This window comes from Streptomyces sp. NPDC090077, from assembly GCF_044747545.1.
Taxonomy (GTDB): domain Bacteria; phylum Actinomycetota; class Actinomycetes; order Streptomycetales; family Streptomycetaceae; genus Streptomyces.
Genome location: NZ_JBIVEG010000001.1, coordinates 893,953 through 919,067, shown reverse-complemented (window position 1 = coordinate 919,067; position 25,115 = coordinate 893,953). Strand labels below are relative to the sequence as shown.

24 protein-coding genes are annotated in these 25,115 nt (G+C 73.9%); 19 read left to right on the top strand and 5 right to left on the bottom strand.

What is annotated here, in order from left to right; all coding sequences use genetic code 11:
- The first annotated feature begins 14 nt into the window (after window positions 1–14).
- The 4 genes from ACIPW5_RS04060 (at window position 15) to ACIPW5_RS04045 (ending at window position 2,782) form a co-directional block, all read left to right on the top strand.
- Window positions 15–467, top strand: a complete 453-nt coding sequence (locus ACIPW5_RS04060; protein ID WP_401239958.1) for a hypothetical protein — start codon at window positions 15–17, stop codon at window positions 465–467.
- Window positions 457–1,656, top strand: coding sequence for an MAB_1171c family putative transporter (locus ACIPW5_RS04055; protein ID WP_401239955.1), 1,200 nt, complete (start codon window positions 457–459; stop codon window positions 1,654–1,656). Before ACIPW5_RS04060 ends, ACIPW5_RS04055 begins: the two co-directional genes overlap by 11 nt.
- Before the next feature lie 21 nt (window positions 1,657–1,677).
- Entirely contained in the window at window positions 1,678–2,460 is a 783-nt protein-coding gene (locus ACIPW5_RS04050) for an SDR family NAD(P)-dependent oxidoreductase (RefSeq protein ID WP_401239952.1), read from the top strand.
- A gap of 79 nt (window positions 2,461–2,539) precedes the next feature.
- A complete protein-coding gene (locus ACIPW5_RS04045; protein WP_401239949.1) occupies window positions 2,540–2,782 on the top strand; it encodes a hypothetical protein in 243 nt (80 codons plus the stop codon).
- 19 nt (window positions 2,783–2,801) lie between these two features.
- Here ACIPW5_RS04045 and ACIPW5_RS04040 read toward each other — a convergent pair whose 3' ends face one another.
- Window positions 2,802–4,439, bottom strand: coding sequence for an ABC-F family ATP-binding cassette domain-containing protein (locus ACIPW5_RS04040; RefSeq protein ID WP_401239947.1), 1,638 nt, complete (start codon window positions 4,437–4,439; stop codon window positions 2,802–2,804).
- A 31-nt stretch (window positions 4,440–4,470) separates the two neighbouring features.
- Window positions 4,471–5,868, bottom strand: a complete 1,398-nt coding sequence (locus tag ACIPW5_RS04035; RefSeq protein WP_401239945.1) for an SLC13 family permease — start codon at window positions 5,866–5,868, stop codon at window positions 4,471–4,473.
- Between ACIPW5_RS04035 and ACIPW5_RS04030 the strand changes: the two genes are divergently transcribed.
- Both ACIPW5_RS04030 and ACIPW5_RS04025 read left to right on the top strand, forming a co-directional pair.
- Complete coding sequence (locus ACIPW5_RS04030) at window positions 5,867–6,838, top strand: GlxA family transcriptional regulator (RefSeq protein ID WP_401239942.1); 972 nt, start codon at window positions 5,867–5,869, stop codon at window positions 6,836–6,838. The two genes, ACIPW5_RS04035 and ACIPW5_RS04030, sit on opposite strands and share 2 nt — an antisense overlap.
- 588 nt (window positions 6,839–7,426) lie before the next feature.
- A complete protein-coding gene (locus tag ACIPW5_RS04025; protein ID WP_401239940.1) occupies window positions 7,427–8,056 on the top strand; it encodes a DJ-1/PfpI family protein in 630 nt (209 codons plus the stop codon).
- A gap of 136 nt (window positions 8,057–8,192) precedes the next feature.
- Here the strand turns inward: ACIPW5_RS04025 and ACIPW5_RS04020 are convergent, their stop codons facing one another.
- The gene (locus ACIPW5_RS04020) at window positions 8,193–8,957 is read right to left on the bottom strand and encodes an enoyl-CoA hydratase/isomerase family protein (protein ID WP_401239938.1); all 765 of its coding nucleotides are present in this window, start codon (window positions 8,955–8,957) and stop codon (window positions 8,193–8,195) included.
- 82 nt (window positions 8,958–9,039) lie between these two features.
- Here ACIPW5_RS04020 and ACIPW5_RS04015 point away from each other — a divergent pair, with 82 nt between their 5' ends.
- Entirely contained in the window at window positions 9,040–9,711 is a 672-nt protein-coding gene (locus tag ACIPW5_RS04015) for an HdeD family acid-resistance protein (protein ID WP_401239935.1), read from the top strand.
- A 130-nt stretch (window positions 9,712–9,841) separates the two neighbouring features.
- On the top strand, window positions 9,842–10,336 hold the full coding sequence (locus ACIPW5_RS04010) for an ATP-binding protein (RefSeq protein WP_128637566.1): 495 nt from the start codon (window positions 9,842–9,844) through the stop codon (window positions 10,334–10,336).
- 57 nt (window positions 10,337–10,393) lie between these two features.
- On the opposite strand, the gene idi is transcribed toward ACIPW5_RS04010, so the two are convergent.
- Window positions 10,394–10,996 (bottom strand): isopentenyl-diphosphate Delta-isomerase, encoded by a 603-nt coding sequence (gene idi, locus ACIPW5_RS04005; RefSeq protein WP_401239933.1) that lies wholly within the window; start codon window positions 10,994–10,996, stop codon window positions 10,394–10,396.
- Between the two features lie 130 nt (window positions 10,997–11,126).
- Window positions 11,127–12,368: a GNAT family N-acetyltransferase gene (locus ACIPW5_RS04000; protein WP_401240120.1), complete on the bottom strand. Its 1,242-nt coding sequence runs from the start codon at window positions 12,366–12,368 to the stop codon at window positions 11,127–11,129.
- Between the two features lie 448 nt (window positions 12,369–12,816).
- Here ACIPW5_RS04000 and ACIPW5_RS03995 point away from each other — a divergent pair, with 448 nt between their 5' ends.
- From ACIPW5_RS03995 to ACIPW5_RS03945, 11 genes are all read left to right on the top strand, one after another.
- A complete protein-coding gene (locus tag ACIPW5_RS03995; RefSeq protein WP_401240118.1) occupies window positions 12,817–14,592 on the top strand; it encodes a DUF5941 domain-containing protein in 1,776 nt (591 codons plus the stop codon).
- Window positions 14,589–15,341: a sugar phosphate nucleotidyltransferase gene (locus ACIPW5_RS03990; RefSeq protein ID WP_079430632.1), complete on the top strand. Its 753-nt coding sequence runs from the start codon at window positions 14,589–14,591 to the stop codon at window positions 15,339–15,341. The genes ACIPW5_RS03995 and ACIPW5_RS03990 overlap by 4 nt, the downstream gene beginning before the upstream one ends.
- Complete coding sequence (locus ACIPW5_RS03985) at window positions 15,329–16,390, top strand: iron-containing alcohol dehydrogenase family protein (protein ID WP_401239930.1); 1,062 nt, start codon at window positions 15,329–15,331, stop codon at window positions 16,388–16,390. The genes ACIPW5_RS03990 and ACIPW5_RS03985 overlap by 13 nt, the downstream gene beginning before the upstream one ends.
- Window positions 16,368–17,147: a CDP-alcohol phosphatidyltransferase family protein gene (locus ACIPW5_RS03980; RefSeq protein ID WP_401239927.1), complete on the top strand. Its 780-nt coding sequence runs from the start codon at window positions 16,368–16,370 to the stop codon at window positions 17,145–17,147. The genes ACIPW5_RS03985 and ACIPW5_RS03980 overlap by 23 nt, the downstream gene beginning before the upstream one ends.
- 8 nt (window positions 17,148–17,155) lie before the next feature.
- A complete protein-coding gene (locus tag ACIPW5_RS03975; RefSeq protein WP_401240116.1) occupies window positions 17,156–18,028 on the top strand; it encodes a glycosyltransferase family 2 protein in 873 nt (290 codons plus the stop codon).
- A gap of 96 nt (window positions 18,029–18,124) precedes the next feature.
- Window positions 18,125–19,054 carry an ABC transporter permease gene (locus ACIPW5_RS03970; RefSeq protein WP_401239924.1) on the top strand — a complete coding sequence of 310 codons (930 nt, stop codon included), beginning with the start codon at window positions 18,125–18,127 and terminating at the stop codon, window positions 19,052–19,054.
- Entirely contained in the window at window positions 19,047–19,829 is a 783-nt protein-coding gene (locus ACIPW5_RS03965) for an ABC transporter ATP-binding protein (protein ID WP_007267598.1), read from the top strand. The genes ACIPW5_RS03970 and ACIPW5_RS03965 overlap by 8 nt, the downstream gene beginning before the upstream one ends.
- Window positions 19,830–20,228: 399 nt before the next feature.
- Window positions 20,229–21,161, top strand: coding sequence for a squalene synthase HpnC (gene hpnC / locus ACIPW5_RS03960; protein WP_401240113.1), 933 nt, complete (start codon window positions 20,229–20,231; stop codon window positions 21,159–21,161).
- Window positions 21,162–21,169: 8 nt separating this feature from the next.
- Entirely contained in the window at window positions 21,170–22,108 is a 939-nt protein-coding gene (hpnD, locus tag ACIPW5_RS03955) for a presqualene diphosphate synthase HpnD (RefSeq protein WP_401239921.1), read from the top strand.
- Between the two features lie 388 nt (window positions 22,109–22,496).
- Window positions 22,497–23,891, top strand: a complete 1,395-nt coding sequence (hpnE, locus tag ACIPW5_RS03950; RefSeq protein WP_401239918.1) for a hydroxysqualene dehydroxylase HpnE — start codon at window positions 22,497–22,499, stop codon at window positions 23,889–23,891.
- Between the two features lie 56 nt (window positions 23,892–23,947).
- Window positions 23,948–25,048 (top strand): polyprenyl synthetase family protein, encoded by a 1,101-nt coding sequence (locus ACIPW5_RS03945; protein ID WP_401239915.1) that lies wholly within the window; start codon window positions 23,948–23,950, stop codon window positions 25,046–25,048.
- The last annotated feature ends 67 nt before the right edge of the window (window positions 25,049–25,115 follow it).

Genomic DNA, 25,115 nt, shown 5'->3' with positions numbered 1-25,115 from the left:
CGATTCTCGGTCACTTGGACCTGACGTCCCCGTTCTCCCTGGAAGGCCTGTGCGCGCACATGGCCGACCGGCGCGGCCGCCCCATCCGGCTGCACCCCCTGCCCCGCGAGGCCGCCGAATCCGGCGTGTGCGGACTGTGGGTCGGCACCGAGACCGTGGACTACGTCTTCTACGAGGCCCAGACCACCCTCCTGCACCGCGAGCACATCGTGCTCCACGAGCTCGGCCACATCCTCTTCGGCCACCACTCCCTCGACGGCGAGGAGACCGACGGCAGCGCCCCCGTCGTCAGGGGCCGCACGAACTACACCACCCGCGAGGAGCAGGAGGCGGAGATGCTCGCGAGCATGATCCGCATCCGCACCGCCACCGCCGGCCACCCCCGCCGCGGCGCCGCCCCCCGCGGAGCCCTCGCCCGGCTGGAATCCGCCATGGGCTGTGCCCGGGGCCACCGCGATGGCAGCTGATCTCGCCGCCGCCGGCGACTGGCTCGCCGTCCCCGGCGTGGTCTGCCTGTGGATCGCCGTCCTGCTCCGCGCCCCCGCCGCCCTGCGCTCCCCGGAACAGCGCGGACTGTGGCTGGCCGTCGCCACCGCGGCCGCCGCGATGACCTTGAACCTGCCCGCCGTCGTCGCGTACGCCATGAGCCGCGAGCCCTCGTACGCCCACACGGTCGGCATCGTCCGCAACCTCATCGGCGTCCTGTCGGCGGGCGCCGTGCTCTACTTCGTCGCCGCCGCCACCCGCGGCCGCAGGCTCCAACTCGCCTCCTGGGCGGGCACGGTGCTCTGGTTCGCCGTCCTCATCACCCTGGACGCCGCCGCCCACGGGCACGGCACGCACACCATCCCGACCGCCGGGCAGCCGGTGCCCTCCCTCGCGTACTGGCTCGTGCTGATCTCCGCGCACCTGATCGCCAACACCATCTGCGTCTTCGTCTGCTGGCGCTACGGCCGCCGCTCGGAGAGCCGCCCGCTCGCCCTCGGACTGCGGCTGTTCGGCCTGGGCACCGCCCTGGCCTGGGCGTTCTGGTTCGCGTACCTGCTCAAGGCGGTCTTCGGCAGCACCTGGGCGGTGCCCGCCCTGCCGCTCCTGATGAACCTCCACGGCCTGCTGCGCGCCGCCGCGATCCTCGTGCCCACCGTGTTCGCGCTGCGCCGCGGCCTCGCCGACGCCGCCACCGCCTGGCGGCTGTGGCCGCTGTGGCGGGACCTGGTCCAGGCCGTCCCGTACGTGGTCCTCACCGAACCCCGGACCGGGCGCCTGCTGGAACTCATCTGGCCGCCCGTGCCGCGCAACCTGCTCGTCTACCGCAAGGTCATCGAGACCCGCGACGCGATCCTGATCCTGGGGGAGTACGTCACCCCGGGCGTGCCGGAGCTCGCGCGCGGCCACGTCGCCGGCAGCGGCGTCCCCGAACAGCGGCGCACCGCCGCCGCGCTGGCCTGCGTACTGAAGGAGGCCCGGCGGGTGAAGCTCGCCGGACTGCCCGGACATCCGCCGCCGCAGGCCCCCGCGCTGGACCTGCCCGCCGCGATGCAGACCTCGGACGAGGGCGGTGACCTGGAGGACGAGGCCAGGTTCCTGGTCGACGTCGCCCAGGCCTACGCCTCGCCCGCGGCCGCCGCCTTCGCCCCCGCCACCCGAACCGCCTGAACACCCAGGAAGCGAACCCACGTGCCCACCACCGTACTGATCACCGGGGCCAGCGCCGGCCTCGGCGCCGCCTTCGCGCGCGCCTTCGCCGCCAAGGGCTGCGACCTCGTCCTCGTCGCCCGGGACAAGAGCCGTCTGGAGGCCCTGGCCGCCGAACTCGCCCGGGAGCACGGCAGCGGCTGCGAGGTGCTGCCCGCCGACCTCCTCGACCCCGCCGCCCTCGCCACCGTCACCGACCGGCTCGCCGACACCGCACGGCCCGTCGACGTCCTCGTCAACAACGCCGGGTTCGGCCTGCCCGCGCCCTACCCGTACAACCCGGTGGAGGACGAGGAGCGGATGCTCGACCTCCTCGTGAAGGTCCCGCTCCGGCTCACCCACGCGCTCCTGCCGGGCCTGCGCGCCCGCCGCCGGGGCGCCGTCCTCAACGTCTCCTCCGTTGCGGGCCTGCTCCCGACCGGCACGTACGGGGCGGCGAAGGCCTGGATCACCGCCTTCAGCGAATCCCTCCGGGTCGACATGGAGCCCTACGGGGTCCGCGTGCTCGCCGTGGTCCCGGGCTTCACCCGCACCGAGTTCCAGGAACGCGCCGGCATGGACGTCAGCGCCCTGCGCGACGCGGTCTGGCTGGAACCGGAGGCCGTGGTCGCCAAGGCCCTGCGCGACCTGGCCCGGCGCCGCCCGATCAGCGTCACGGGCCGCCACTACCAGGCGTACGCCTTCGCGGCCCGCCACCTGCCGCGCACCTTCGTGGCCCGCAGGATGGCCCGCGACCGGCGCCCCCCGGCCGCCCGGCGGGACTGAGCGGTCCGGTTTGCGACACCGGGGTCCGGGCAGCAGCCTGGCGAGGGGGACATCCGCCCGGGGGCGAGGAGGACCTGTCATGGACGAGCAAGGCGGAGCCGGAGGCGTCCCGCTCCACGGCGAGGACGCGGCGCACCACCGCACACCGCACGTCCGGCGGGACCGGCCGTCCCGGGAACCCGGGCCGGAGCCGGAGGTGGCACCCGTGCGGCGCGAGGACACGGACGAGGCGAGCCGCCTCGACCGCCCCGACGACCCGGACCAGGACCCCGGCGAGCCGCGCAGGCACCGCCGGCACGGCAAGGGCCCGGACGAGTTCTAGGCCGTCCCTCCCGGCGGGGTCAGAGCTCGGTGACCTTGCCCGCCGCGACTTCCAGCCTGCGCGTCACGCGCACCGCGTCCAGCATCCGCCGGTCGTGCGTGACCAGCAGCAGCGTGCCCTCGTAGGCCTCCAGGGCCGACTCCAGCTGCTCGATCGCCGGCAGGTCGAGGTGGTTCGTCGGCTCGTCCAGCACCAGCAGGTTCACCCCGCGCCCCTGGAGCAGGGCCAGGGCCGCGCGGGTGCGCTCGCCCGGGGACAGGGTCGCCGCCGGGCGCAGCACGTGCGCCGCCTTCAGGCCGAACTTGGCCAGCAGCGTGCGCACCTCCGCCGGCTCGGTGTCCGGGACGGCCGCGCAGAACGCCTCCAGCAGCGGCTCCTCGCCCAGGAACAGGCCGCGCGCCTGGTCGACCTCCCCGACCAGGACCCCCGAGCCGAGGACCGCGGAGCCGGAGTCCGGGGCCAGCCGGCCCAGCAGGACGGCGAGCAGGGTGGACTTGCCGGCACCGTTGGCCCCGGTGATCGCCACCCGGTCCGCCCAGTCGATCTGGAGGCTCGCCGGGCCGAAGGAGAAGTCGCCGCGCTCGACCGCCGCCTCGCGCAGGGTGGCGACCACCGAGCCGGAGCGCGGGGCCGCCGCGATCTCCATGCGCAGCTCCCACTCCTTGCGCGGCTCCTCCACGACCTCCAGGCGCTCGATCGCGCGCTGCGTCTGGCGGGCCTTCGCGGCCTGCTTCTCACTGGACTCGCCGCGCAGCGCCTTGCCGATCTTGTCGTTGTCGGTCGCCTTGCGGCGGGCGTTGCGCACGCCCTTGTCCATCCAGTTGCGCTGCATCTGCGCCCGGCCTTCGAGCGCGGCCTTCTTGTCCGCGTACTCCTCGAACTCCTCGCGGGCGTGGCTGCGGGCCCGCGCGCGCTCCTCCAGGTACGACTCGTAGCCGCCGCCGTAGAGGTTGATCTGCTGCTGGGCCAGGTCCAGTTCGAGCACCTTGGTGACGGTCCGGGCCAGGAACTCGCGGTCGTGGCTGATGACCACCGTGCCGGCCCGGAGCCCCGTCACGAACCGCTCCAGCCGCTCCAGACCGGCCAGGTCCAGGTCGTTGGTGGGCTCGTCGAGCAGGAACACGTCGTAGCGGGACAGGAGCAGGGAGGCGAGGCCCGCGCGGGCGGCCTGGCCGCCGGACAGGGCCGACATCGGCAGGTCCAGGCCCACCGCCAGGCCCAGCTCGTCCGCGACCTCCTGGGCGCGCTCGTCGAGGTCGGCGCCGCCGAGGTCCAGCCAGCGGTCGAGGGTCTCCGCGTACGCGTCGTCGGCGCCCGGGGTGCCGTCCACCAGCCCCTGCGTGGCCTCGTCCAGCGCGGCCTGCGCGGCGGCCACGCCGGTCCGGCGGGCGAGGAACTCCCGCACCGACTCGCCCTCGCGGCGCTCGGGCTCCTGCGGGAGGTGGCCGACGGCCGCCCCGGGCGGGGACAGCCGCAGCTCACCGGTCTCCGGGGTGTCCAGCCCGGCGAGCAGGCGCAGCAGGGTCGACTTCCCGGCGCCGTTGACGCCGACGAGTCCGATGACGTCGCCGGGCGCGACGACGAGGTCGAGACCGGCGAAGAGCGTGCGCTCACCGTGCGCGGCGGTGATGTTCTTGGCGACGAGGGTTGCAGTCATGATGCCCCGATCCTATCGGCGCGCCGCCGCCCTACCCGCCGATCAGTTGCAGCCCGCCCCACAGGGCCGTCACCGCCGCCGCGAGGGACAGCGGCGTGGTCAGCAGCCCGAGCCGGGTGAACTCGCCCAGCCGGACGTCCTCGCCGTGCTCGTGCAGGAGGCGCCGCCACAGCAGGGTGGCCAGGGAGCCGACGTAGGTGAGGTTCGGGCCGATGTTCACGCCGATCAGCACGGCCAGCACCACCCCCGGCCCGCCGGGCGCGGCCAGCGGCAGCAGGGCCAGCACCGCGGGCAGGTTGTTGATCAGGTTGGCCAGTACGGCGGCCACCCCGGCCACGGCCAGCAGCGCGGGCAGCGCGTCCCCGTCGGGCAGCAGCCACTCCAGGCCGTCGCCGAGCCCGTGGTCCACCACGGCCCGTACGACCACCCCCAGCGCCAGCACGAACAGGCAGAACGCCGGGGCGGCGGAGGCCGCCAGCCGCCGCGGGGTGGTCTCGCGGCGCCGCAGGGCCCGTACGCCCAGCACCACCGCACCCGCCAGCGCGGCCCAGGCGGGACTCGCCCCCGCGAAGGAGGCCAGGGCGAAGCCGGCCAGGGTCAGCAGCAGCACGACGAGGGCGAACCGCGGCACGGGCGCGGGTGCCGCCGCCCCGGGGTCGTGCTCGGGCGGGGCCGCCAGGTCCGCCCGGAAGAAGCGGCGGAACACCGCGTACTCCACGGCGACGGCGACCGCCCAGGGCGCCGCCATCAGCGCGGCGAACCGGGTGAAGGTGAGCCCGCTCGCGGCGAAGGCCAGCAGGTTCGTCAGGTTGGACACCGGGAGCAGCAGCGAGGCGGAGTTCGCCAGGTGCGCGGTGGCGAACACGTGCGGGCGGGGCCGGGCACCCAGTCGGGCCGACGTCGCCAGCACCACCGGCGTCAGCAGCACCACGGTGGCGTCCAGGCTCAGCGAGGCGGTCACCGCCGAGGCCACCAGGAACACCCCGCCCAGCAGCCCCGCCGCACCCCGCCCGGCCGCCCGCCGGGCCACCGCCGCCCCGGCGGCCCGGAACAGGCCCTCGTCCGCGCACAGCTGGGCGAGGGCCAGGATCACGGCGAGGAAGCCCACCACCGGGAGCAGCTCGCGCGTCTGCTCCCAGGCGTCCGCCGGGGACACGACCCCCAGGGCGACGAGCACCCCGGCGGCGGGCACGGCGGCCGCGGCCTCGGGAAGCCCGCGCGGCCGCAGGACGGCGAAGGCGAGCACGGCGAGCAGCAGGACGACGGAAAGGGACTCGGCGAAGACGGTGTTCAGGACGGCGCTCCGGACGATGCGGCGGGGGACCGCCCAAGGATCGCACCCGCTGCGGCACGCCTCTCCGCCCGTGTCCGGATAGGTGGGACACCCGTCATTGCGGCCATCCGGGCGACGGTCACAGGATGGAGCCATGTCACCGCGAAACGTGCTCGTCGTCCTCTACGACGGGGTGCAGAGCCTGGACGTCACCGGCCCCGTCGAGGTCTTCGACGGCGCCGGCCGCTTCCCGGGGCAGGAGGGGTACGCGATCCGCACCGCCTCCCTCGGGGGCGCGCCGGTACGGACCGGCAGCGGACTGACCCTGCTGCCCGACGGCGACCTCGACGGCGCCCGCCCCGGCCCGGAGACCACCCTCCTGGTGCCCGGCGGCCGCTACACCGGCGACTTCGAACCCCGGCTCACCGACTGGCTGCGCGCGTACGGGGCGTGCGCGGGGCGGCTGGTGGCGGTCTGCACCGGGGCGCTGCTGCTGGCGGAGGCCGGGCTGCTGGACGGGCGGCGGGCCACCTCGCACTGGTCGGTGTGCGAGCGGATGGCCCGGGACTACCCCCGGGTGTCGGTGGAACCGGACCCCATCTACGTCCGCGACGGCCCCGTCGCCACCTCGGCCGGGGTCACCGCCGGGATCGACCTCGCGCTGGCGCTGGTGGAGGAGGACCTCGGGCGGGACACGGCGCTGGTGATCGCCCGGCACCTGGTGGTGTTCCTGCGCCGCCCCGGCAACCAGGCGCAGTTCAGCGCGCAGCTGGCCGCGCAGACGGCGCGGCGGGAACCGCTGCGGGACGTCCAGCAGTGGATCACCGAGCACCCGGACGGCGACCTGAGCGTGGAGGCCCTGGCCGCCCGGGCGGCGCTGTCCCCGAGGCACTTCGCGCGGGCCTTCCAGGCGGAGACGGGGGTGACGCCGGGGCGGTACGTGGAGCGGGTGCGGGTGGAACACGCGCGGCGGCTGCTGGAGGAGGGCGGGGAGGGGGTCGCGCAGATCGCCCGCTCGTGCGGCTACGGGACCCCGGAGGCCCTTCGGCGGGCCTTCATCAGGACCCTGGGCCAGCCCCCGGCCGAATACCGCCGCCGCTTCGGCCGGAGGCCGTCGCCTTCTTGACGCGCCGCTCGCGCGGCTCGGCCGCGGGCGGCCTCCCCGGCTTCGCGCCGCTGCGCCGGACTCCGTCCGGCGGCCCGCCGGGCGGGGCCGGTTCGGGTGGCGGGGGCCGGTGGGTCGTCTGCGGGTGGTGGGCCGCTGCGCGGAGCGGGGATCCCCTACCCGCCCTTCCACCGTTCCCCGGGCTTCGCCCGGACCCGTACGGCGCTACCGCGCCCGCGCCTCAAACGCCGGCGGGGCTGGAAGTGCGCTGCGCGCACTCCAGCCCGCCAGGCGACCCGCCCGGCACATCCAGCCCCGGCCGGCCAAATCCAGCCTCGCCGGCGTTTGAGGCGCGGGGGTCTGGGGGCGGAGCCCCCAGGAGGGGTCCGGGCGCAGCCCGGGGAACGGAGGAAGGGCGGGGCGGGGAGCAGCCCGCGCAGCGGGACCTGCGCGATGCCGAGTACGCCCGGCCAGGGCAGGGGCGGCAGCCGACCCGCACCACCCGGCCCCGGCCGTGCCGCTCGCCGCATGCCGGGCGTTGTACCGACGCCCGGCACATACAGACGTCCGCCCCCGCACGCAGGGGCGGCCCACCGCTCCGGAGGAGCCATGCAGATCGCCGTACTGCTCTACGACCGTTTCACCGCGCTCGACGCCGTCGGACCCTACGAGACCCTCAGCCGGATCCCCGACGCCGAGACCGTGTTCGTCGCGGAGCGCCCCGGCCCCGTCCGCACCGACAACGGCGCGCTCGGCTTCGTCGCCGACAAGGCGCTCGGGGAGGTGACCCGCCCGGACATCGTCATCGTGCCCGGCGGGCCGCACCCCGAGGTGGAGATGAAGAACTCCGCCGTGCTCGACTGGCTGCGGGCCGTGGACGCCACCACCACCTGGACCACTTCCGTCTGCACCGGCTCGCTGCTCCTGGCCGCCGCCGGTCTGCTCGACGGGCGCCGGGCCACCAGCCACTGGCTCTACCTCGACAAGCTGGTCCCCTTCGGCGTCGAACCCACCGGTGAGCGGGTGGTCTTCGACGGGAAGTACGTCACCGCCGCCGGGGTGTCCTCCGGCATCGACATGGGGCTGGGGCTGCTCGGCCGGATCTCCGGGGACGAGTACGCCCAGGCCGTGCAGCTGCTGTGCGAGTACGACCCCCAGCCGCCCTACGACGCAGGCTCCCCGGAGAAGGCCCCGGCCGAGCTGGTCGCCCGGATGCGCGCGGCGAGCCCCCTCAGCTAGGTCGTCTCTTTCGGATCTTGCCGGTTAAGCCCGCGTCGTCCGGTGCCGTGCATCGGCGCGTTGGCGGGGCGCCCTTGTACTGGACGTACTCGGGTGCTCCGTCAACGCGGCGAGGTGCGGTGCCGGGCGGCGCGGGTCAGGCGAGATCCGGAAGAGACGGCCCAGGCCGCCAGCCGAATTCCGGGACCCGCCGCTCCAGGAACGCGGCGACACCCTCCGCGGTGTCGCCGCTCGCGGCGGCCTGGTCCGCCCAGTACGCGTCCCGGTCGGTGCGGCCGTCCGCGAACTCCTTGGCGGCGGCCTGCGTCAGCCGCGAGCGGGTGGTCAGGATCCGGGCGAAGGAGACCACCCGCTCCTCCAGCCGGCCCGCCGGCAGCAGCTCGTTCAGGAACCCGGCCCGCAGGGCCGTCTCCGCGTCGATCAGCTCGGCGGAGAACAGCAGGTACTTGGCCCACGCGGGCCCGGTCACCGAGGCCAGCCGCCGGGTCGAGGACGCCGGGTAGACGATGCCCAGCTTCGCCGGGGTCACCCCGAACCGCGCGCCCTCCTCCGCGAAGCGCAGGTCGCACGCGGCCGCCAGCTGGCTGCCGCCCCCCACGCAGAACCCGCGGATCGCCGCCAGCGTCGGCTTCGGGAAGGCCGCGAGGGCCTCCTCGGCCGCGACGGACAGGGCCTGCGGGTCCTCCTTGCCGGTGAGCGAGGAGATGTCGGCCCCCGCGCAGAAGGTGGGACCGGCCCCGGTCAGCACCAGCACCCGTACGGCCTCGTCCTCGGCGAGCCGTTCCAGCAGCTCCGGCAGCGCCCGCCACATCGCGGCGGTCATGGCGTTCCGTTTGGCCGGGTGGGAGATGACGACGGTGGCGACCCCGTCGGCCAGCGTGTGGTGGAGGGCTGCGTCCATGCGCCGGATGCTATCCCGGGCAGCCGATCCTATGATCAAGGGGAGTCCGACCCCCGGGGGGTGCCGAGGAGGTGGCACGCCCATGGGCGCAGACCGCAGTGACCCGGACCCGCGGCAGCGGGAGAACAAGAAGCTCAAGCGCGGCTTCGGACTGCTGGCCGTGCTCGGGGTGGTCCTCGTACTGGCCGGGCTGGTCGGCCTGGTCTACGCGAACGTGGCCACCCTGACCTCGATGTTCCTCTTCGGCTGGCTGCTGCTCATCGGCGGCGTCGTCGGTCTCGTGCAGGCCGTCCAGTCGCGGGGGACCGGCCACTTCTGGCTCGCCGTCATCGTCGCCGCGATCAACCTGGCGGCGGGCTTCGTGGTGCTGCGCCGCCCGGAGGCCACCGCAGAGGCCCTGACGATGTTCGCGGCCCTGCTCTTCCTGACCGGCGGCGTGTTCCGCCTCGTGGGCTCCCTGGTGGTGCGCGGCACGAACTTCGGGGTCTCGCTGGTCCAGGGCGCCTTCGGGATCCTGCTGGGCTTCCTGATCCTCTCCAACTGGCCCGGCAACAGCCTGTACGTGATCGGAATCTTCTTCTCGCTCGCCCTGTTGTTCGACGGACTCAGCCTGCTGGCGCTGGGCCTGGGGGCCCGTCGGATCCTCGGCCTGGTCAGCGACGATGACGGGGCGGCCGCGCCGGGGGCGGCGGACGGGACGCGGGAGGCGGCCGGGAAGGGGCCCGCATCGGATCAGGAACAGACCAACAACTGACTCCGTCATAAACCAGTGGTCAGAAAGCGTCCGATTGACGCTGACTTCTGGTCAGCGGCGCGGTCCGGACCAGGGTTTTCCCCACTCTTGACACGTGGAGACGATCGAGCGCGAAGACGGGGGCCGGAAGATGGACGACAGCGGGAGCATCCCGCCGGCCAGGGGAGGTGAGGTGTCGGCTCCGGCCGACCCCCTCGCTTACGAGGGAGTGTGGCGCTTCACCGCGCCCGCCGTTGAAGAATCCGTTCCGCAGGCCCGCCGGGCGGTCCGCGACCTGCTCGGCCGCCAGGGGGTGCCGGCGCAGCAGGACCTGGTGTACTCCCTGCTGCTGATCGTCTCCGAACTGGTGACGAACTCGGTCCGGCACGCGGCCCTGCTCTCCCCGGAGGTCGCCGTCGAGGTGGCGGTGGGCCGGGAGTGGGTACGGGTGGCCGTCGAGGACGACCACCCGTACCGGCCCAAGGCGCTGGAGGCCGACTTCGGCCAGACCGGCGGCCGGGGCCTGCTCCTGGTACGGGAGATCACCCTGGAGGCCGGCGGGGTGTGCGACGTCGAGCACACCGCGACCGGCGGCAAGGTGATCTGGGCGGCCCTGCCGCTGGCCGCACCGGCCCCCGGGATCTGACCCCCGGACGACGACAGCAGCCCGTACCCGGGCTTCCGCACCTGGAAGGCGCAGCGGCTACCAGCCGGCCGCGTCGCCGGTCAGCTCGCGGATCGCGGGGCGCGCCGCGTCCAGCACCGTCATGAACCAGGCGGAGAACGGCTGCTCCGCGTGCCGCTTCGCCAGCTCCTCGGCCGTGACGAAGGCGGTGTCGCCGACCTCCTCCGGATCCGGGTCCAGCACGGGCCGGGCCAGTCCCACGAACAGGTGGTTGTACTCCTGCTCCACCAGACCGGAATCCGGGTCGGGGTGGTTGTAGCGGACCGTACCCGCCTCCGCGAGCAGCGAGGGCGAGAGCCCGAGCTCCTCATGGGTGCGCCGGGCCGCGGCCGCGAACGGAGACTCCCCGGGGTAGGGGTGGCCGCAGCAGGTGTTCGACCAGACGCCGGGGGAGTGGTACTTCCCCAGGGCGCGCTGCTGGAGCAGCAGCCGGCCCTGCTGGTCGAAGAGGAACACGGAGAACGCCCGGTGCAGCAGGCCCGGTGCCTGGTGCGCGGAGAGCTTCTCCGCCGTGCCGATGGTGTTGCCGGACTCGTCGACCAGTTCGAGCATGATCGGTTCTTGAGCTCCGGTGCCGGCGGACGCGCTGCTGGTGGCGTCGGTGGCTGGTGTGATCGGCATACCCATCCTTCGCTTCGGACTTCGGCCTTCAGTCTGCCGTACAAAAGAGGCTTGTCCCCACTTCGGCCATCCGCGCATGTCCGCCCCCCGCCGCGTGGTAAGCGGCGGGGGGCGGAGGTCCAGCCGGGGATCAGACCCCGAAGGGGGCCGGATAGGAGATCGTGCCCGCCGGCACCGGAACGGAATCGTCCAGCACCAGGGCCATCATCGCCTCGTCGGGCACCTCGAAGGGCGCCCTGATCCCGAACCGCGAAGCGGGCACGAAACCGAACCGCGGATAGTACGAGGCGTGCCCGAGGACCAGCACCAGCGCCTCCCCGCCCTCCCGGGCGGCCGCGAGCAGCGCCCGGACGACGGCGCTCCCGGCACCCGAACGCTGGAGGGCGGGATCGGCGGCCACCGGCGCGAGGGCCAGCGCGGGCACCCCGTCCACCCGGCACCGGGTCAGCAGCGCGTGCGCCGCCACCCTCCCGTCGGGACGCTCGGCCACGTACGAGAGACCCGGCAGCCAGGCCTCGGGGTCGGCGCGCAGCGCGTCCACGAGATCAGCCTCCAGCGGGGTCTCGAAGGCGGCCAGGTTGACGGCCCGTACGGCCGCCACGTCGGCCGGGGCCTCCGGGCGGGACGGCCAGCGGTCCAGGTCCCCGGCGGTCACCGGGGCCAGCACGTAGCCGGTGTACCCGTACTCGTGCCCGTGCCGGTCCCGTACGGCGAGCTCCTCGCGTACGGCTCCCAGCGCGGTCTCCTCGGCCGGGGAGGCGGCCACGGCCGCCCGGACCCGCTCGCCGAGCGGGCCGTAGTACTCGTCCCAGTCGGAGTCGGGCTGGAGCCGGGTGCCGAGCACCCGGTACCCGGCCGCCTGGGCGGCGGCGGTGTTGCGGGCGGTGGAGCGCAGCGGGTACTGGGGGTCCCAGAAGGCGCGGGCACCGGCCGAGGGCTCCTCGGCGGTCCACTCGCACTCGCTCAGCACGAGCCGCCCGCCGGGCGCCAGCAGGCGCTGCCACTCGGCGAGGGCCCGGTCGAAGCCGATCACGTAGGCGGAACCCTCGGCCCACACGAGGTCGAAGGAGCCGTCCTCGAAGGGCAGCGCGCCCATGTCGGCGCGCACCGTACGGACGCGCCCGTCCTGGCCCCGCGCGGCGGCGGCCGCGCGCAGCTCGTCGAGGAACGGCTGGTGGAGGTCGACGGCGGTCACCTCGGCGAGGCCCGCCCCGCCTGCCTCGGCGGCGAGCAGCAGGGCGCTGCGGCCCGGACCGCAGCCCAGGTCGAGGACGCGCGGCCGCTCGGGCAGCGGTCCGCACAGGGAGAGCAGCCGGCGAGTGGAGTCGTCGGAACCGGGGGACTGCCGGGGCAGCCCGCGGTGCAGCTCCATGAAGGCGGCGAAGACGCCGTCGTCGGAGCCGGAGGAAGAAGGGGTGGAGGCTGAGGAAGTGGTGTTGTCGGTCAACGTGAACCCTTGAACGGGGGCTCCGGCCGACGGGGCCTTACCTGTGGCGGATCAGACCCGGCCGGACGCCCGGAAGGAAACGGGGATGTACCGGAGTTCGCTGCGCATGGCCGCGACCACTACGACGGTCATCAACCCACCTCTTTTCCCGTTCCGGAGCACTTCGGCCCACCTTCGCGCCCCACGTGACCCGTGTGCGCCGCCATCCACCCTAACATCCGGGCCCGAACGGCCCCGTTCCGTCCTGAACAGCTGATGAATGGGGCCTTCCATTCATCCGATAGCCTCTGCCGACAGCCCTGCCGACGTGCTGCACCCGCCCCCACGGGGCGCCCCGGCCGTCGGGAATGTCCGCCGCAAGGAGTGAGTTCGTCTGCCGACCGTCATCCTCACCGGCCCGCCGGTACCCGGATCACCGCTCCAGGACGAGCTCCGGTCGCTCGGGTTCGACGTCCGCCCGGCCGCCGGTCCCGAAGACACCGCCACCACCCTCGCCGGGATCCCGGCCCAGGAGCGGGTGGCCGTCGTCGACAGCGCCTTCGTCGGACACCCGCACGCGCTGCGGCTCGCGCTGACCGACCCGCGCTTCGACGCCTGCGCCGTGACCGGCGCCCTCGCCGTCCAGGCGGGGGCCCGCGAGGCCCTCGACCGGGCCGCCGCGCTGGCCCCGGCGGGCAGCGGGCCGTACGCGGACCGGCTCGCCGCCGCCGTGGAGGCCGGCGGGACCACCGTCCAGCGGCCCGAGCTGGGCACCCTGGTCGCGGCCGTGCCGGACGGGGAGGCCGAGCGCTCCGAGGCCCTCGCCGCCGTGGCCGCCGTCGACGACGAGGCCGTGCGCCTGCGCACCGCGGTGAAGTCCCGCGACGGCTTCTTCACCACCTTCTTCATCAGCCCGTACTCCCGCTACATCGCCCGCTGGTGCGCGCGCCGCGGCCTGACCCCGAACCAGGTCACCACCGCCTCGCTGATCACCGCGCTGGTCGCGGCCGGCTGCGCCGCGACGGGGGAGCGCTGGGGCTACATCACCGCCGGCGTGCTGCTGCTCGTCTCCTTCGTCCTGGACTGCACCGACGGGCAGCTGGCCCGCTACTCGCTCCAGTACTCGACGATGGGCGCCTGGCTCGACGCGACCTTCGACCGGGCGAAGGAGTACGCCTTCTACGCGGGCCTGGCGCTCGGCGCGGCCCGCAACGGCGACGACGTCTGGGGGCTCGCGCTCGGCTCGATGATCCTCATGACCTGCCGGCACGTGGTGGACTTCTCGTTCAACGAGGCCAACCACGACGCCACCGCCAACACCAGCCCCACCGCCGCCCTGTCCGGCCGGCTCGACAGCGTCGGCTGGACGGTCTGGGTCCGGCGGATGATCATCCTGCCGATCGGCGAGCGCTGGGCCATGATCGCGGTGCTGACCGCGGCCACCACCCCCCGCACCGTCTTCTACGCCCTGCTGATCGGCTGCGCCTTCGGCGCGCTGTACACCACCGCGGGCCGCGTCCTGCGCTCGGTGACCCGCAAGGCGAAGCGGACGGACCGGGCCGCCCGGGCCCTCGCCGACCTCGCCGACTCGGGCGTCCTGGCCTGGACCGGCTACCCCCGCCCCACCAAGCGGCCGGACCGCGCCGCGCCCTGGCTGGCGCTGGCCGTCGCGCTGCTGATGACCGGGTCGGCCGTCACCCGCGACTTCGGAGATCCCTGGCTGATCGGGACCGCCGTCACGTACGTGCTCTTCGCCGGCGCGGCGGTGTCCGCCCCCCTCAAGGGCCCCCTCGACTGGCTGATCCCGCCGTTCTTCCGGTTCGGCGAGTACGTGACGGTGCTCGTGCTCGCCGCCAAGGCGGACGTCCCCGGGGCCCTTCCGGCCGCATTCGGACTGGTCGCGGCGGTCGCCTACCATCACTACGACACGGTCTACCGCATCCGTGGCGGCTCGGGCGCTCCCCCGCACTGGCTCGTGCGGACGACCGGAGGGCACGAGGGCAGGGTCCTGCTGACCGTGGTCCTCGCCACCGTCCTCGCACGTGACGCCTTCCCCGTCGCGCTCACGGCCACGGCCGTGTTCGTGGCACTCGTGGTGCTCGTGGAGAGCATCCGCTTCTGGGTCTCCTCCGGGGCACCCGCCGTACATGACGAAGGAGAACCAGCATGATCGGCCTTGTCCTCGCTGCCGGTGCCGGACGCCGCCTGCGTCCCTACACCGACACCCTGCCCAAGGCCCTCGTGCCCGTCGGCCCCGAGGGCCGGGAGGACAGCCTCACCGTCCTCGACCTGACCCTGGGCAACTTCGCCGAGGTCGGCCTCACCGAGGTCGCGATCGTCGTCGGCTACCGCAAGGAAGCCGTCTACGAGCGCCGCGAGGCCCTGGAGGCCAAGTACGGCGTCAAGATCACGCTGATCGACAACGACAAGGCCGAGGAGTGGAACAACGCCTACTCCCTGTGGTGCGCCCGTGACGTCCTCAAGCAGGGCGTGATCCTCGCCAACGGCGACACCGTCCACCCGGTCTCCGTCGAGAAGACCCTGCTCGCCGCCCGCGGCAACGGCCAGAAGATCATCCTCGCCCTCGACACGGTCAAGAACCTGGCCGACGAGGAGATGAAGGTGGTCACCGCCGACGGCCAGGGCGTGCGGAAGATCACCAAGCTGATGGACCCGGCCGACGCGACCGGCGAGTACATCGGCGTCACCCTCATCGAGCCCGAGGCCGCCGAGCAGCTCGCCGAGGCCCTCAAGACCACCTTCGAGCGCGACCCCGACCTCTACTACGAGGACGGCTACCAGCAGCTCGTCAACGACGGCTTCACCATCGACGTCGCCCCCATCGGTGACGTCAAGTGGGTCGAGATCGACAACCACGACGACCTCGCCAAGGGCCGGACGATCGCATGCCAGTACTGACGCGGCTGATCCCCTCGCCGGTCGTCGTCGACATCAGCTGCGGGGCGATGGACCAGCTGGACGGCATCCTCGCCGACCAGCGGATCTCCGCGTCCGGCCGGCTCGCGATCGCGATCAGCGGGGGCTCCGGACAGGCGCTGCGCGCCCGTCTGGAGCCGGCCCTGCCGCTCGCCGACTGGTACCCGGTCGTCGACGGCACCATCGACTCGGCGGTCAAGCTCGCCGACGACATAAAGGGCCGCCGCTACGACGCCGTCGTGGGCCTGGGCGGCGGGAAGATCATCGACGTGGCGAAGTACGCCGCGGCGCGGGTCGGCCTGCCCATGGTGGCCGTCGCCACCAACCTCTCCCACGACGGCATCTGCTCCCCGGTGTCCATCCTGGACAACGACAACGGCCGGGGCTCCTACGGCGTGCCCACGCCGATCGCCATGGTCATCGACCTCGACGTGATCCGCGAGGCCCCCACCCGCTTCATCCGGGCGGGCGTCGGCGACGCGATCTCCAACATCTCGGCCATCGCCGACTGGGAGCTCTCGCACAGGATCACCGGGGAGGCCGTGGACGGCCTGGCCGCCGCCATGGCCCGGACCGCCGGCGAGTCGGTCCTGCGCCACCCCGGCGGATGCGGCGACGACGAGTTCCTCACCGTGCTCTCCGAGGCCCTCGTGCTCTCCGGCATCGCCATGTCGATCAGCGGGGACAGCCGCCCCTCCTCCGGGGCCTGTCACGAGATCAGCCACGCCTTCGACCTGCTCTACCCCGGACGCTCCGCGCTCCACGGCGAGCAGGTCGGCATCGGTGCGGCCTTCGCCATGCACCTGCGGGGGGCCGCCGACCAGGCCGGCCTGTTCACGGAGGTGCTGCGCCGGCACGCCCTGCCCGTGTTGCCCGAGCAGATCGGGTTCAGCGTGGACGAGTTCGTCGCGGCCGTCGAGTACGCCCCCCAGACCCGCCCGGGACGCTTCACGATCCTGGAGCACCTCAACCTGTCCGCAGCCGACATCAGGGACGCGTACGCCGACTATGCCCAGACCATCCGTAGCTGAACTCCGGCCCGTCGTTCACCCGCCGGGCGTCAAGGACCGGCGCAGTGGCGAGCACTGGGGCGGCCGCCTGTACATGCGCGAGGTCTCCCTGCGCATCACCCGGATGCTGGTCACCACCAGGATCACGCCGAACCAGCTGACCTACGTGATGACCCTCGCCGGCGTCCTCGCCCTCCCGGCCCTGCTGGTGCCGGGCGTGCTCGGCGCCGTCCTCGGCGTGGTCGCGGTCCAGCTGTACCTGCTGCTCGACTGCGTCGACGGCGAGGTCGCCCGCTGGAAGAAGCAGTACTCGCTCTCCGGGGTCTACCTGGACCGGGTGGGCGCCTACCTGTGCGACGCGGCGGTCCTGGTCGGCTTCGGCCTGCGCGCCGCCGACCTGTGGGGCAGCGGGCGGATCGACTGGCTGTGGGCCTTCCTCGGCACCCTCGCCGCCCTCGGCGCCATCCTGATCAAGGCCGAGACCGACCTGGTCGGCGTCGCCCGGCACCAGGCCGGCAAGCCCGTGGTGCAGGAGTCCGCCGCCGAGCCCCGCTCCTCCGGCATGGCGCTCGCCCGCCGGGCAGCGGCCGCGCTCAAGTTCCACCGGCTGATCCTCGGCATCGAGGCCTCCCTGCTGATCCTGGTCCTGGCCGTCGCCGACCAGGTCCGGGGCGACCTCTTCTTCTCCCGCCTCGGTGTCGCCGTGCTCGCGGGCATCGCGGTGCTCCAGACCGTGCTGCACCTGGTTTCGGTCCTGGCCTCCAGCAGGCTGAAGTGACGTCGCCGATGCGGCTGGGCGCCGTGATCATCACCATGGGCAACCGCCCCGACGAGCTCAAGGCGCTCCTCGACTCGGTCGCCCGGCAGGAGGGCGACCCCGTCGAGGTGGTCGTCGTCGGCCAGGGCGTCGAGGTCACCGGGCTCCCCGAGGGCGTGCGCACCGTCGACCTGCCGGAGAACCTGGGCATCCCCGGCGGCCGCAACGTCGGCATCGAGGCCTTCGGGCCCGGCGGCACCGACGTCGACGCCCTGCTCTTCCTCGACGACGACGGGCTGCTGGAGCGCACCGACACCGCCGAGCTGTGCCGGCAGGCCTTCGCGGAGGACCCGCGGCTCGGCATCGTCAGCTTCCGCATCGCCGACCCCGAGACCGGCACCACCCAGCGCCGGCACGTGCCGCGGCTGCGCGCCTCGGACCCGATGCGCTCCTCCCGCGTGACCACCTTCCTCGGCGGCGCCAACGCCGTCCGGACGAAGGTGTTCGAGCAGGTCGGCACGCTCCCCGGCGAGTTCTTCTACGCCCACGAGGAGACCGACCTGGCCTGGCGGGCGCTCGACGCCGGGTGGCTGATCGACTACCGGGCGGACATGGTGCTGCTGCACCCGGCGACCGCTCCCTCCCGGCACGCGGTGTACCACCGTATGGTGGCCCGTAACCGGGTGTGGCTCGCCCGCCGCAACCTGCCCGCCCCGCTGGTCCCGGTCTACCTGGGCGTCTGGCTCGCGCTGACGCTGGTGCGCAGGCCCTCGGCGCCCGCGCTCAAGGCCTGGTTCGGCGGGTTCAAGGAGGGCTGGACCACACCCTGCGGTCCCCGGCGTCCGATGAGGTGGCGCACGGTCTGGCGGCTGACGCGGCTGGGCCGCCCGCCCGTCATCTGACAAGCTCGGGTCTGGGACCATGGGCCCATCACGGGTCCGGCGTTCCAGCCCCCGATGCCCTTCCTGCCGCATCTTGAAGACGGAAAGTTCCAACTTGTGAGTGACACAACCCACGACGGCGCCCTCGCCACGAGCAAGCCGCCGTCCGACGACGCGGGGCTGAGCCCGGCGGAGCTCGCCGGGAAGTACGGCCTGTCCGTCAGCGGCGCGCGGCCCAGCCTGGGCGGATACGTGCGGCAGCTCTGGGGTCGGCGGCACTTCATCATGGCCTTCTCGCGGGCCAAGCTGGTGGCGCAGTACAGCCAGGCCAAGCTCGGCCAGGTGTGGCAGGTGGCGACCCCACTGCTGAACGCCCTGGTCTACTACCTGATCTTCGGCCTCATCCTGGACGCGGGCCGGGGCATGGAGAAGGGGGTCTACATCCCCTTCCTGGTGATGGGCATCTTCGTCTTCACCTTCACCCAGAGCTCGCTGATGGCGGGCGTCCGGGCGATCCCGGGCAACCTCGGCCTGGTGCGCGCCCTGCACTTCCCGCGCGCCTCCCTGCCGATCTCCTTCTCGATGCAGCAGCTCCAGCAGCTCCTGTACTCGATGATCGTCGTGATCGTCGTCGCCGTGGCCTTCGGGAACTACCCGCGGCTGTCGTGGCTGCTGGTGATCCCGACCCTGGTGCTGCAGTTCGTCTTCAACACCGGGCTCGCGCTGGTCTTCGCGCGCATGGGGTCCAAGACCCCCGACCTCGCGCAGCTGATGCCCTTCCTCACCCGTACCTGGATGTACGCCTCCGGCGTGATGTTCTCCATCAGCGAGATGCTGAAGGACCGCCCGGCGTGGATCGCGGACGTGCTCCAGTGGAACCCCGCCGCGATCTACATGGACCTGGTCCGCTTCGCGATGATCGACGGCTACGGCCGGGAGAACCTCCCGCCCCACGTCTGGGCCTTCGCGGTCGGCTGGGCCGTCGTGATCGGCATCGGCGGCTTCGTGTACTTCTGGAAGGCTGAGGAGCGTTACGGCCGTGGCTGACAACACCCAGGGGCGCGTCCCCACCGTCATCGCGGACGAGGTGCACATCGTGTACCGCGTCAACACGGGCAGCTCCGGCAAGGGCAGCGCCACCGCCGCGCTGAGCAAGATCCTCCGCCGGGGCAAGGGCGACGCCCCGGGCGTCCGCCGGGTCCACGCCGTGCGCGGCGTCTCCTTCACGGCGTACCGCGGCGAGGCCATCGGCCTCATCGGCTCCAACGGCTCGGGCAAGTCGACCCTGCTGCGCGCCATCGCGGGCCTGCTGCCCTGTGAGTCCGGCAAGGTCTACACCGACGGCCAGCCCTCGCTGCTCGGCGTGAACGCCGCCCTGATGAACGACCTGACCGGTGAGCGCAACGTCGTCCTCGGCGGTCTCGCGATGGGCATGAGCCGGGAGCAGATCAAGGAGCGCTACCAGGACATCGTCGACTTCTCGGGGATCAACGAGAAGGGCGACTTCATCTCCCTGCCGATGCGCACCTACTCCTCGGGCATGGCCGCGCGCCTGCGCTTCTCGATCGCCGCCGCCAAGGACCACGACGTCCTGATGATCGACGAGGCGCTCGCCACCGGTGACCGCAGCTTCCAGGTGCGCTCCGAGAACCGCATCCGCGAGCTGCGGGAGAAGGCCGGCACGGTCTTCCTGGTGAGCCACAACAACAAGTCCATCCGCGACACCTGCGACCGCGTGCTGTGGCTGGAGAAGGGCGAGCTCCTCATGGACGGGCCCACCGAGGAAGTGGTCTCGGCGTACGAGAAGGCCAGCGGCCACTGACCCGGGGGTCCGCCCCCGGCCCCGGCCCCGAGGCCCCCACCGCTCGCCGCGGTGGGGGCCTCGCGCGTGGGGCGGCGCCGGCGGCGGCCCCGGCGGGCAGAGCGGGAGATCAGGGACGGCGGCCGACATTCCGGGGCGCGGGGGCACCCGATAGGCCCCCGCGGCGTTGTACAACGTAAGCTGGACCAGTTCTCAATCGCGCCAAGAGTGGACGATTCCCCGCAGCCGACTCCGTGGGGATACCCCCGGGTAAGGTCCGGCGGCGTGTCCGAAATAGGATGACTTGGGTCGGCAGTGTAGAACGGGAGACGTGACGGCAATGGCTACGGGAATTCTCCGGCCCCCAGGCACGACGGCCGTCCCCGCCCCGGGCGGCGGGCGGTGACCCCCGGGCACGGCATCCGTCCCGCGCCGCCGGCCGGCGAAGGCACCCCCGACCTGCTCCACGCGCGGTCCACCCTCGGCAAGGCCGCGGCGGAGAACTTCCCCGTCGCCCCCGCCTTCCTCCCGCGCGCCTGGCGCGAGGGCCTCATGGCGGTCTACGGGTACGCCCGCCTGGTCGACGACATCGGCGACGGCGACCTCGCCCCCGGCGGACGCGACGCCGTCCTCCTCGGCCTCGACGCCGCCGCGGCCGACGACCGGCTCGCCATGCTCGACGCCCTGGAAGCCGACCTGCTGCGCGTCTTCGGCGGCACCGACGGCCCGCCGCGCCACCCCCTGCTGCTGGACCTCCAGCCCGTCGTGCGCGACCACGGGCTCAGTGCGGAGCACTTCCTCGGGCTCGTCGAGGCCAACCGCCAGGACCAGCGGGTGGCCCGCTACGAGACGTACGGGGAGCTCCTCGCCTACTGCGAGCTCTCCGCCAACACCGTCGGCCGCCTCGTGCTGGAGCTCACCGGCACCAGCACCCCCGAGCGGGTCCGCCGCTCGGACGCCGTCTGCACCGCCCTGCAGATCACCGAACACCTCCAGGACGTCGCCGAGGACCTCGGCCGCGACCGGATCTACCTCCCGGCCGAGGACATGCGACGCTTCCACGTCACCGAGGCCGACCTGCGGGCCCCGTCCGCCGGCGCCTCCGTACGGTCCCTGATCGCCTTCGAGGCCGAACGTGCGCGCGACCTCCTGGACGAGGGCACCCCGCTCGTGGGCAGCGTCCACGGCAGGCTGAGGCTGTTGCTCGCGGGATTCACGGGAGGGGGGCGCGCCGCGCTGCGAGCGGTCTCCGCCGCCGGTTTCGACGTGCTGCCCGGCCCGCCCAAGCCCACCCGGAGCCTCCTGCTCCGCGAGGTGGCCGCCGTCCTGCGCACAGCGCCGAGAAAGGGGTGAGCCCGAACGTGGAGGGCACCGCACACGCGTCAGCACCGTCCGCCCAGGTCCTCGCGGCCTACAGCTACTGCGAGGCCGTCACCGGCACCCAGGCGCGCAACTTCGCGTACGGCATCCGGCTGCTGCCCACTGACAAGCGGCAGGCGATGTCCGCGCTGTACGCCTTCTCCCGGCGGGTCGACGACATCGGCGACGGCACCCTCGCGCCCGGGGCCAAGCTGACCCGGCTGGAGGAGACCCGTGCCCTCCTCGGGCGGATCCGTGCCGAGGAGGTCGACGAGGACGACACCGACCCGGTCGCCGTCGCCCTCGCGCACGCCGCGCGCCGCTTCCCGATCCCCCTCGGCGGCCTCGACGAGCTCATCGACGGCGTCCTGATGGACGTCCGCGGCGAGGAGTACGAGACCTGGGACGACCTCAAGGAGTACTGCCGCTGCGTGGCCGGGGCCATCGGACGGCTCTCGCTCGGCGTGTTCGGCACGGTCGGCCCCGCCGGCCGCGCGGACGAGTACGCCGACACCCTGGGCCTGGCGCTCCAGCTCACCAACATCCTGCGCGACGTCCGCGAGGACGCCGGCAACGGACGCACCTACCTGCCCGCCGAGGACCTCGCCAAGTTCGGCTGCTCCGAGGGCTTCGAGGGCGGCCGGGCCCCCGCCGGGTCCGACTTCGCCGGGCTCGTGCACCACGAGGTCCGGCGCGCCCGGGCCCTGTTCACCGAGGGCTACCGGCTGCTGCCGATGCTCGACCGGCGCAGCGGCGCCTGCGTGGCCGCCATGGCGGGCATCTACCGGCGCCTCCTGGACCGCATCGAGCGCGAACCCGAGGCGGTGCTGCGCGGCCGGGTCTCGCTGCCGACCCACGAGAAGGCGTACGTGGCCGTCCGCGGCCTGTCCGGCCTCGACGCCCGCACCGTCTCCCGCCAGAGCACCCGGAGGCGGCCCTGATGCCGGCCGCTGCGGGCTCCCGCCCGGCGCCTCCGCCGGCCCCGGCCCGGAGCCGCCCGGCGGCGGGCCAGGCCGGCCCCGGCCGCCCCGGCGGCAGCCGCCCCCGGGGAGCGGCGCCCGCCCCCGGCGGGTTCCCCGGACCGGCGGGCCGGGTCCCGGCGCCGTCCGCAACGGTCCAGGACAGCGCCATCCGTGGTCGCGCAGCCGCCCCCGGCACCGGCCCGGCGCGCCCCGGCACCCGGCCGCGGCACGCGGTACCCGCCGCCGGCGGGTTCCCCGGACCGGAGCGGTGCGTGCGGGCAACCGTTCCGGGCGCGGTGGCGTCTGTCCCTGCGGGCTCCGCAGCACCCTCCGGCCGGGCGGGCCGGCGTACCACCCGGGAGGCCTCATGAGCGGCAGCGGAAGCGGCGGGAGCGACGACCGCGCCGTCGTCATCGGCGGCGGCCTCGCCGGCGTCACGGCCGCGCTCGAACTCGCCGACGCCGGCCTGCGGGTCACCCTCCTCGAAGGGCGCCCGCGCCTCGGCGGCCTCGTCTTCTCCTTCAAGCGCGGCGACCTGACCGTCGACAACGGCCAGCACGTCTACCTGCGCTGCTGCACCGCCTACCGGTGGTTCCTGGACCGCGTCGACGGCACGGACCTCGCCCCGCTCCAGGACCGGCTCGACGTACCCGTCCTCGACGTGGCCCACCCCCGCGGGCCCCGCCTCGGGCGGCTGCGCCGCAGCGCGCTGCCCGTTCCCCTGCACCTGGCCGCGTCCCTGGCCACGTACCCGCACCTCTCCCTCGCCGAGCGCGCGAGCGTCGGCCGCGCCGCCTTGGCGCTGCGCCGCCTCGATCCCGCCGACCCGGCCCTGGACGGCCTCGACTTCGGCACCTGGCTCGCCCGCTACGGCCAGTCCCCGCGCACGGTCGACGCCCTGTGGGACCTCGTCGGCATCGCCACCCTCAACGCCGTCGCCGGCGACTCCTCGCTGGGCCTGGCCGCGATGGTCTTCAAGACCGGCCTGCTCTCCGAGAACGGCGCCGCCGACATCGGCTGGGCCCGGGTCCCGCTCGGCGACGTCCACGACACCCTCGCCCGCAAGGCGCTCGACGCCGCCGGAGTGCGTACCGAGCTGCGCACCCGGGTCACCGCGGTGACCCGTACCGGGGAGGGCGGCTGGCGGGTCGACACCGAGGGCGAGTCCCTCGACGCGGGCACCGTCGTCCTCGCCGTCCCGCAGCGCGAGGCGCACGCCCTGCTGCCCGCGGGAGCCCTGGCGGACCCCGACAAGCTGCTCGACATCGGCACCGCGCCCATCCTCAACGTCCACGTCGTCTACGACCGCAAGGTGCTCAAGCAGCCGTTCTTCGCGGCCCTGGGCACCCCCGTCCAGTGGGTGTTCGACCGCACCGACGCCTCCGGGCTCACCGACGGCGGCCAGTACCTGGCCCTGTCCCAGTCGGTCGCCCAGGACGACATCGACGAGCCCGTCTCCGTCCTGCGCGCCAAGTACCTGCCCGAGCTGGAGCGGCTGCTGCCGGCCGCGCGCGGCGCGAAGGTGCGGGACTTCTTCGTCACCCGCGAGCGGACCGCCACCTTCGCCCCCAGCCCCGGCGTCGGCCGGCTGCGCCCGGGCCCCCGCACCGACACGCCGGGGCTCTACCTCGCCGGTGCGTGGACCGCCACCGGCTGGCCCGCGACCATGGAGAGCGCCGTCCGCAGCGGCCTCGGCGCGGCGCACGCCGCGCTGGCCGCTCTCGGCCGCCCCCGCGAACACCCCCTGCAGGAGGCGGTATGAGCACCACGACCACCAGCACCACCGGCACAGCACGTACAGGAACCAGAGGAGAGCCAGTGAACCCGGGGAACCCGGCTGTCGAGAACACGGATGCCGGCACGGGCGTGGCGGGAGGGGGAGCGGGGACGTCCGACACCCTCGCCCTCCTCGAACGCGGACGCGACCTGTCGACCCCCGTGCTCCGCGCGGCGGTGAGCCGGCTCGCGGCACCCATGGACACCGTCGCCGCCTACCACTTCGGCTGGATCGACGCCCAGGGCAACCCGGCGGACGGCGACGGCGGCAAGGCCGTGCGCCCCGCCCTCGCCCTGCTCTCCGCCGAGGCGGCCGGCGCCGCCGCCGAGGTCGGCATCCCCGGAGCCGTCGCCGTCGAGCTCGTCCACAACTTCTCGCTGCTGCACGACGACCTGATGGACGGCGACGAGCAGCGCCGCCACCGCGACACGGTGTGGAAGGTGCACGGCCCCGCCCTCGCCATCCTGGTCGGCGACGCCCTGTTCGCGCTGGCCAACGAGGTGCTGCTGGAGCTGGGCACCGTCGAGGCCGGCCGGGCGACCCGCCGCCTGACCACCGCCAGCCGCAAGCTCATTGACGGCCAGGCCCAGGACATCTCCTACGAGCACCGCGAGCGCGTCAGCGTTCAGGAGTGCCTGGAGATGGAGGGGAACAAGACCGGAGCCCTGCTCGCGTGCTCGGTGTCGATCGGCGCCGTGCTCGGCGGCGCGGACGACCGCACGGCCGACAAGCTGGAGGAGTACGGCTACCACCTCGGCCTCGCCTTCCAGGCCGTCGACGACCTCCTCGGCATCTGGGGCGACCCCGAGTCCACGGGCAAGCAGACCTGGAGCGACCTGCGCCAGCGCAAGAAGTCCCTGCCGGTCGTGGCGGCCCTCGCCGCGGGCGGCCCCGCCTGCGAGGAGCTCGCGCGGCTGCTCGCGGCCGACGCCAAGAGCAACGACTTCGAGAACTTCTCCGAGGAGGAGTTCGCCCACCGCGCCGCCCTCATCGAGGCCGCCGGCGGCCGCCAGTGGACCGCGGACGAGGCGCGCCGCCAGCACGCGATCGCCATCCGGGCGCTCGACGACGTGGACATGCCGCAGCGGGTGCGGGAGCAGCTCGTGGCCCTCGCCGACTTCGTCGTCGTGCGCAAGAGGTGATCTCCGCCGGAAAGTGGATATGAATCGCGAGTCGCCGGCCGGGGAACCTCCCTAGGCAACCCCCGGC

Coding starts and splice junctions, on each gene's coding strand:
- ACIPW5_RS04055 (WP_401239955.1), top strand. CDS start 457: ATGGCAGCTGATCTCGCCGCCGCCGGCGACTGGCTCGCCGTCCCCGGC.
- ACIPW5_RS04045 (WP_401239949.1), top strand. CDS start 2,540: ATGGACGAGCAAGGCGGAGCCGGAGGCGTCCCGCTCCACGGCGAGGAC.
- ACIPW5_RS04040 (WP_401239947.1), bottom strand. CDS start 4,439: ATGACTGCAACCCTCGTCGCCAAGAACATCACCGCCGCGCACGGTGAG.
- ACIPW5_RS04030 (WP_401239942.1), top strand. CDS start 5,867: ATGTCACCGCGAAACGTGCTCGTCGTCCTCTACGACGGGGTGCAGAGC.
- ACIPW5_RS04035 (WP_401239945.1), bottom strand. CDS start 5,868: ATGGCTCCATCCTGTGACCGTCGCCCGGATGGCCGCAATGACGGGTGT.
- ACIPW5_RS04025 (WP_401239940.1), top strand. CDS start 7,427: ATGCAGATCGCCGTACTGCTCTACGACCGTTTCACCGCGCTCGACGCC.
- ACIPW5_RS04020 (WP_401239938.1), bottom strand. CDS start 8,957: ATGGACGCAGCCCTCCACCACACGCTGGCCGACGGGGTCGCCACCGTC.
- ACIPW5_RS04015 (WP_401239935.1), top strand. CDS start 9,040: ATGGGCGCAGACCGCAGTGACCCGGACCCGCGGCAGCGGGAGAACAAG.
- ACIPW5_RS04010 (WP_128637566.1), top strand. CDS start 9,842: ATGGACGACAGCGGGAGCATCCCGCCGGCCAGGGGAGGTGAGGTGTCG.
- idi (WP_401239933.1), bottom strand. CDS start 10,996: ATGCCGATCACACCAGCCACCGACGCCACCAGCAGCGCGTCCGCCGGC.
- ACIPW5_RS04000 (WP_401240120.1), bottom strand. CDS start 12,368: ATGGAGCTGCACCGCGGGCTGCCCCGGCAGTCCCCCGGTTCCGACGAC.
- ACIPW5_RS03990 (WP_079430632.1), top strand. CDS start 14,589: ATGATCGGCCTTGTCCTCGCTGCCGGTGCCGGACGCCGCCTGCGTCCC.
- ACIPW5_RS03985 (WP_401239930.1), top strand. CDS start 15,329: ATGCCAGTACTGACGCGGCTGATCCCCTCGCCGGTCGTCGTCGACATC.
- ACIPW5_RS03980 (WP_401239927.1), top strand. CDS start 16,368: ATGCCCAGACCATCCGTAGCTGAACTCCGGCCCGTCGTTCACCCGCCG.
- ACIPW5_RS03975 (WP_401240116.1), top strand. CDS start 17,156: ATGCGGCTGGGCGCCGTGATCATCACCATGGGCAACCGCCCCGACGAG.
- hpnE (WP_401239918.1), top strand. CDS start 22,497: ATGAGCGGCAGCGGAAGCGGCGGGAGCGACGACCGCGCCGTCGTCATC.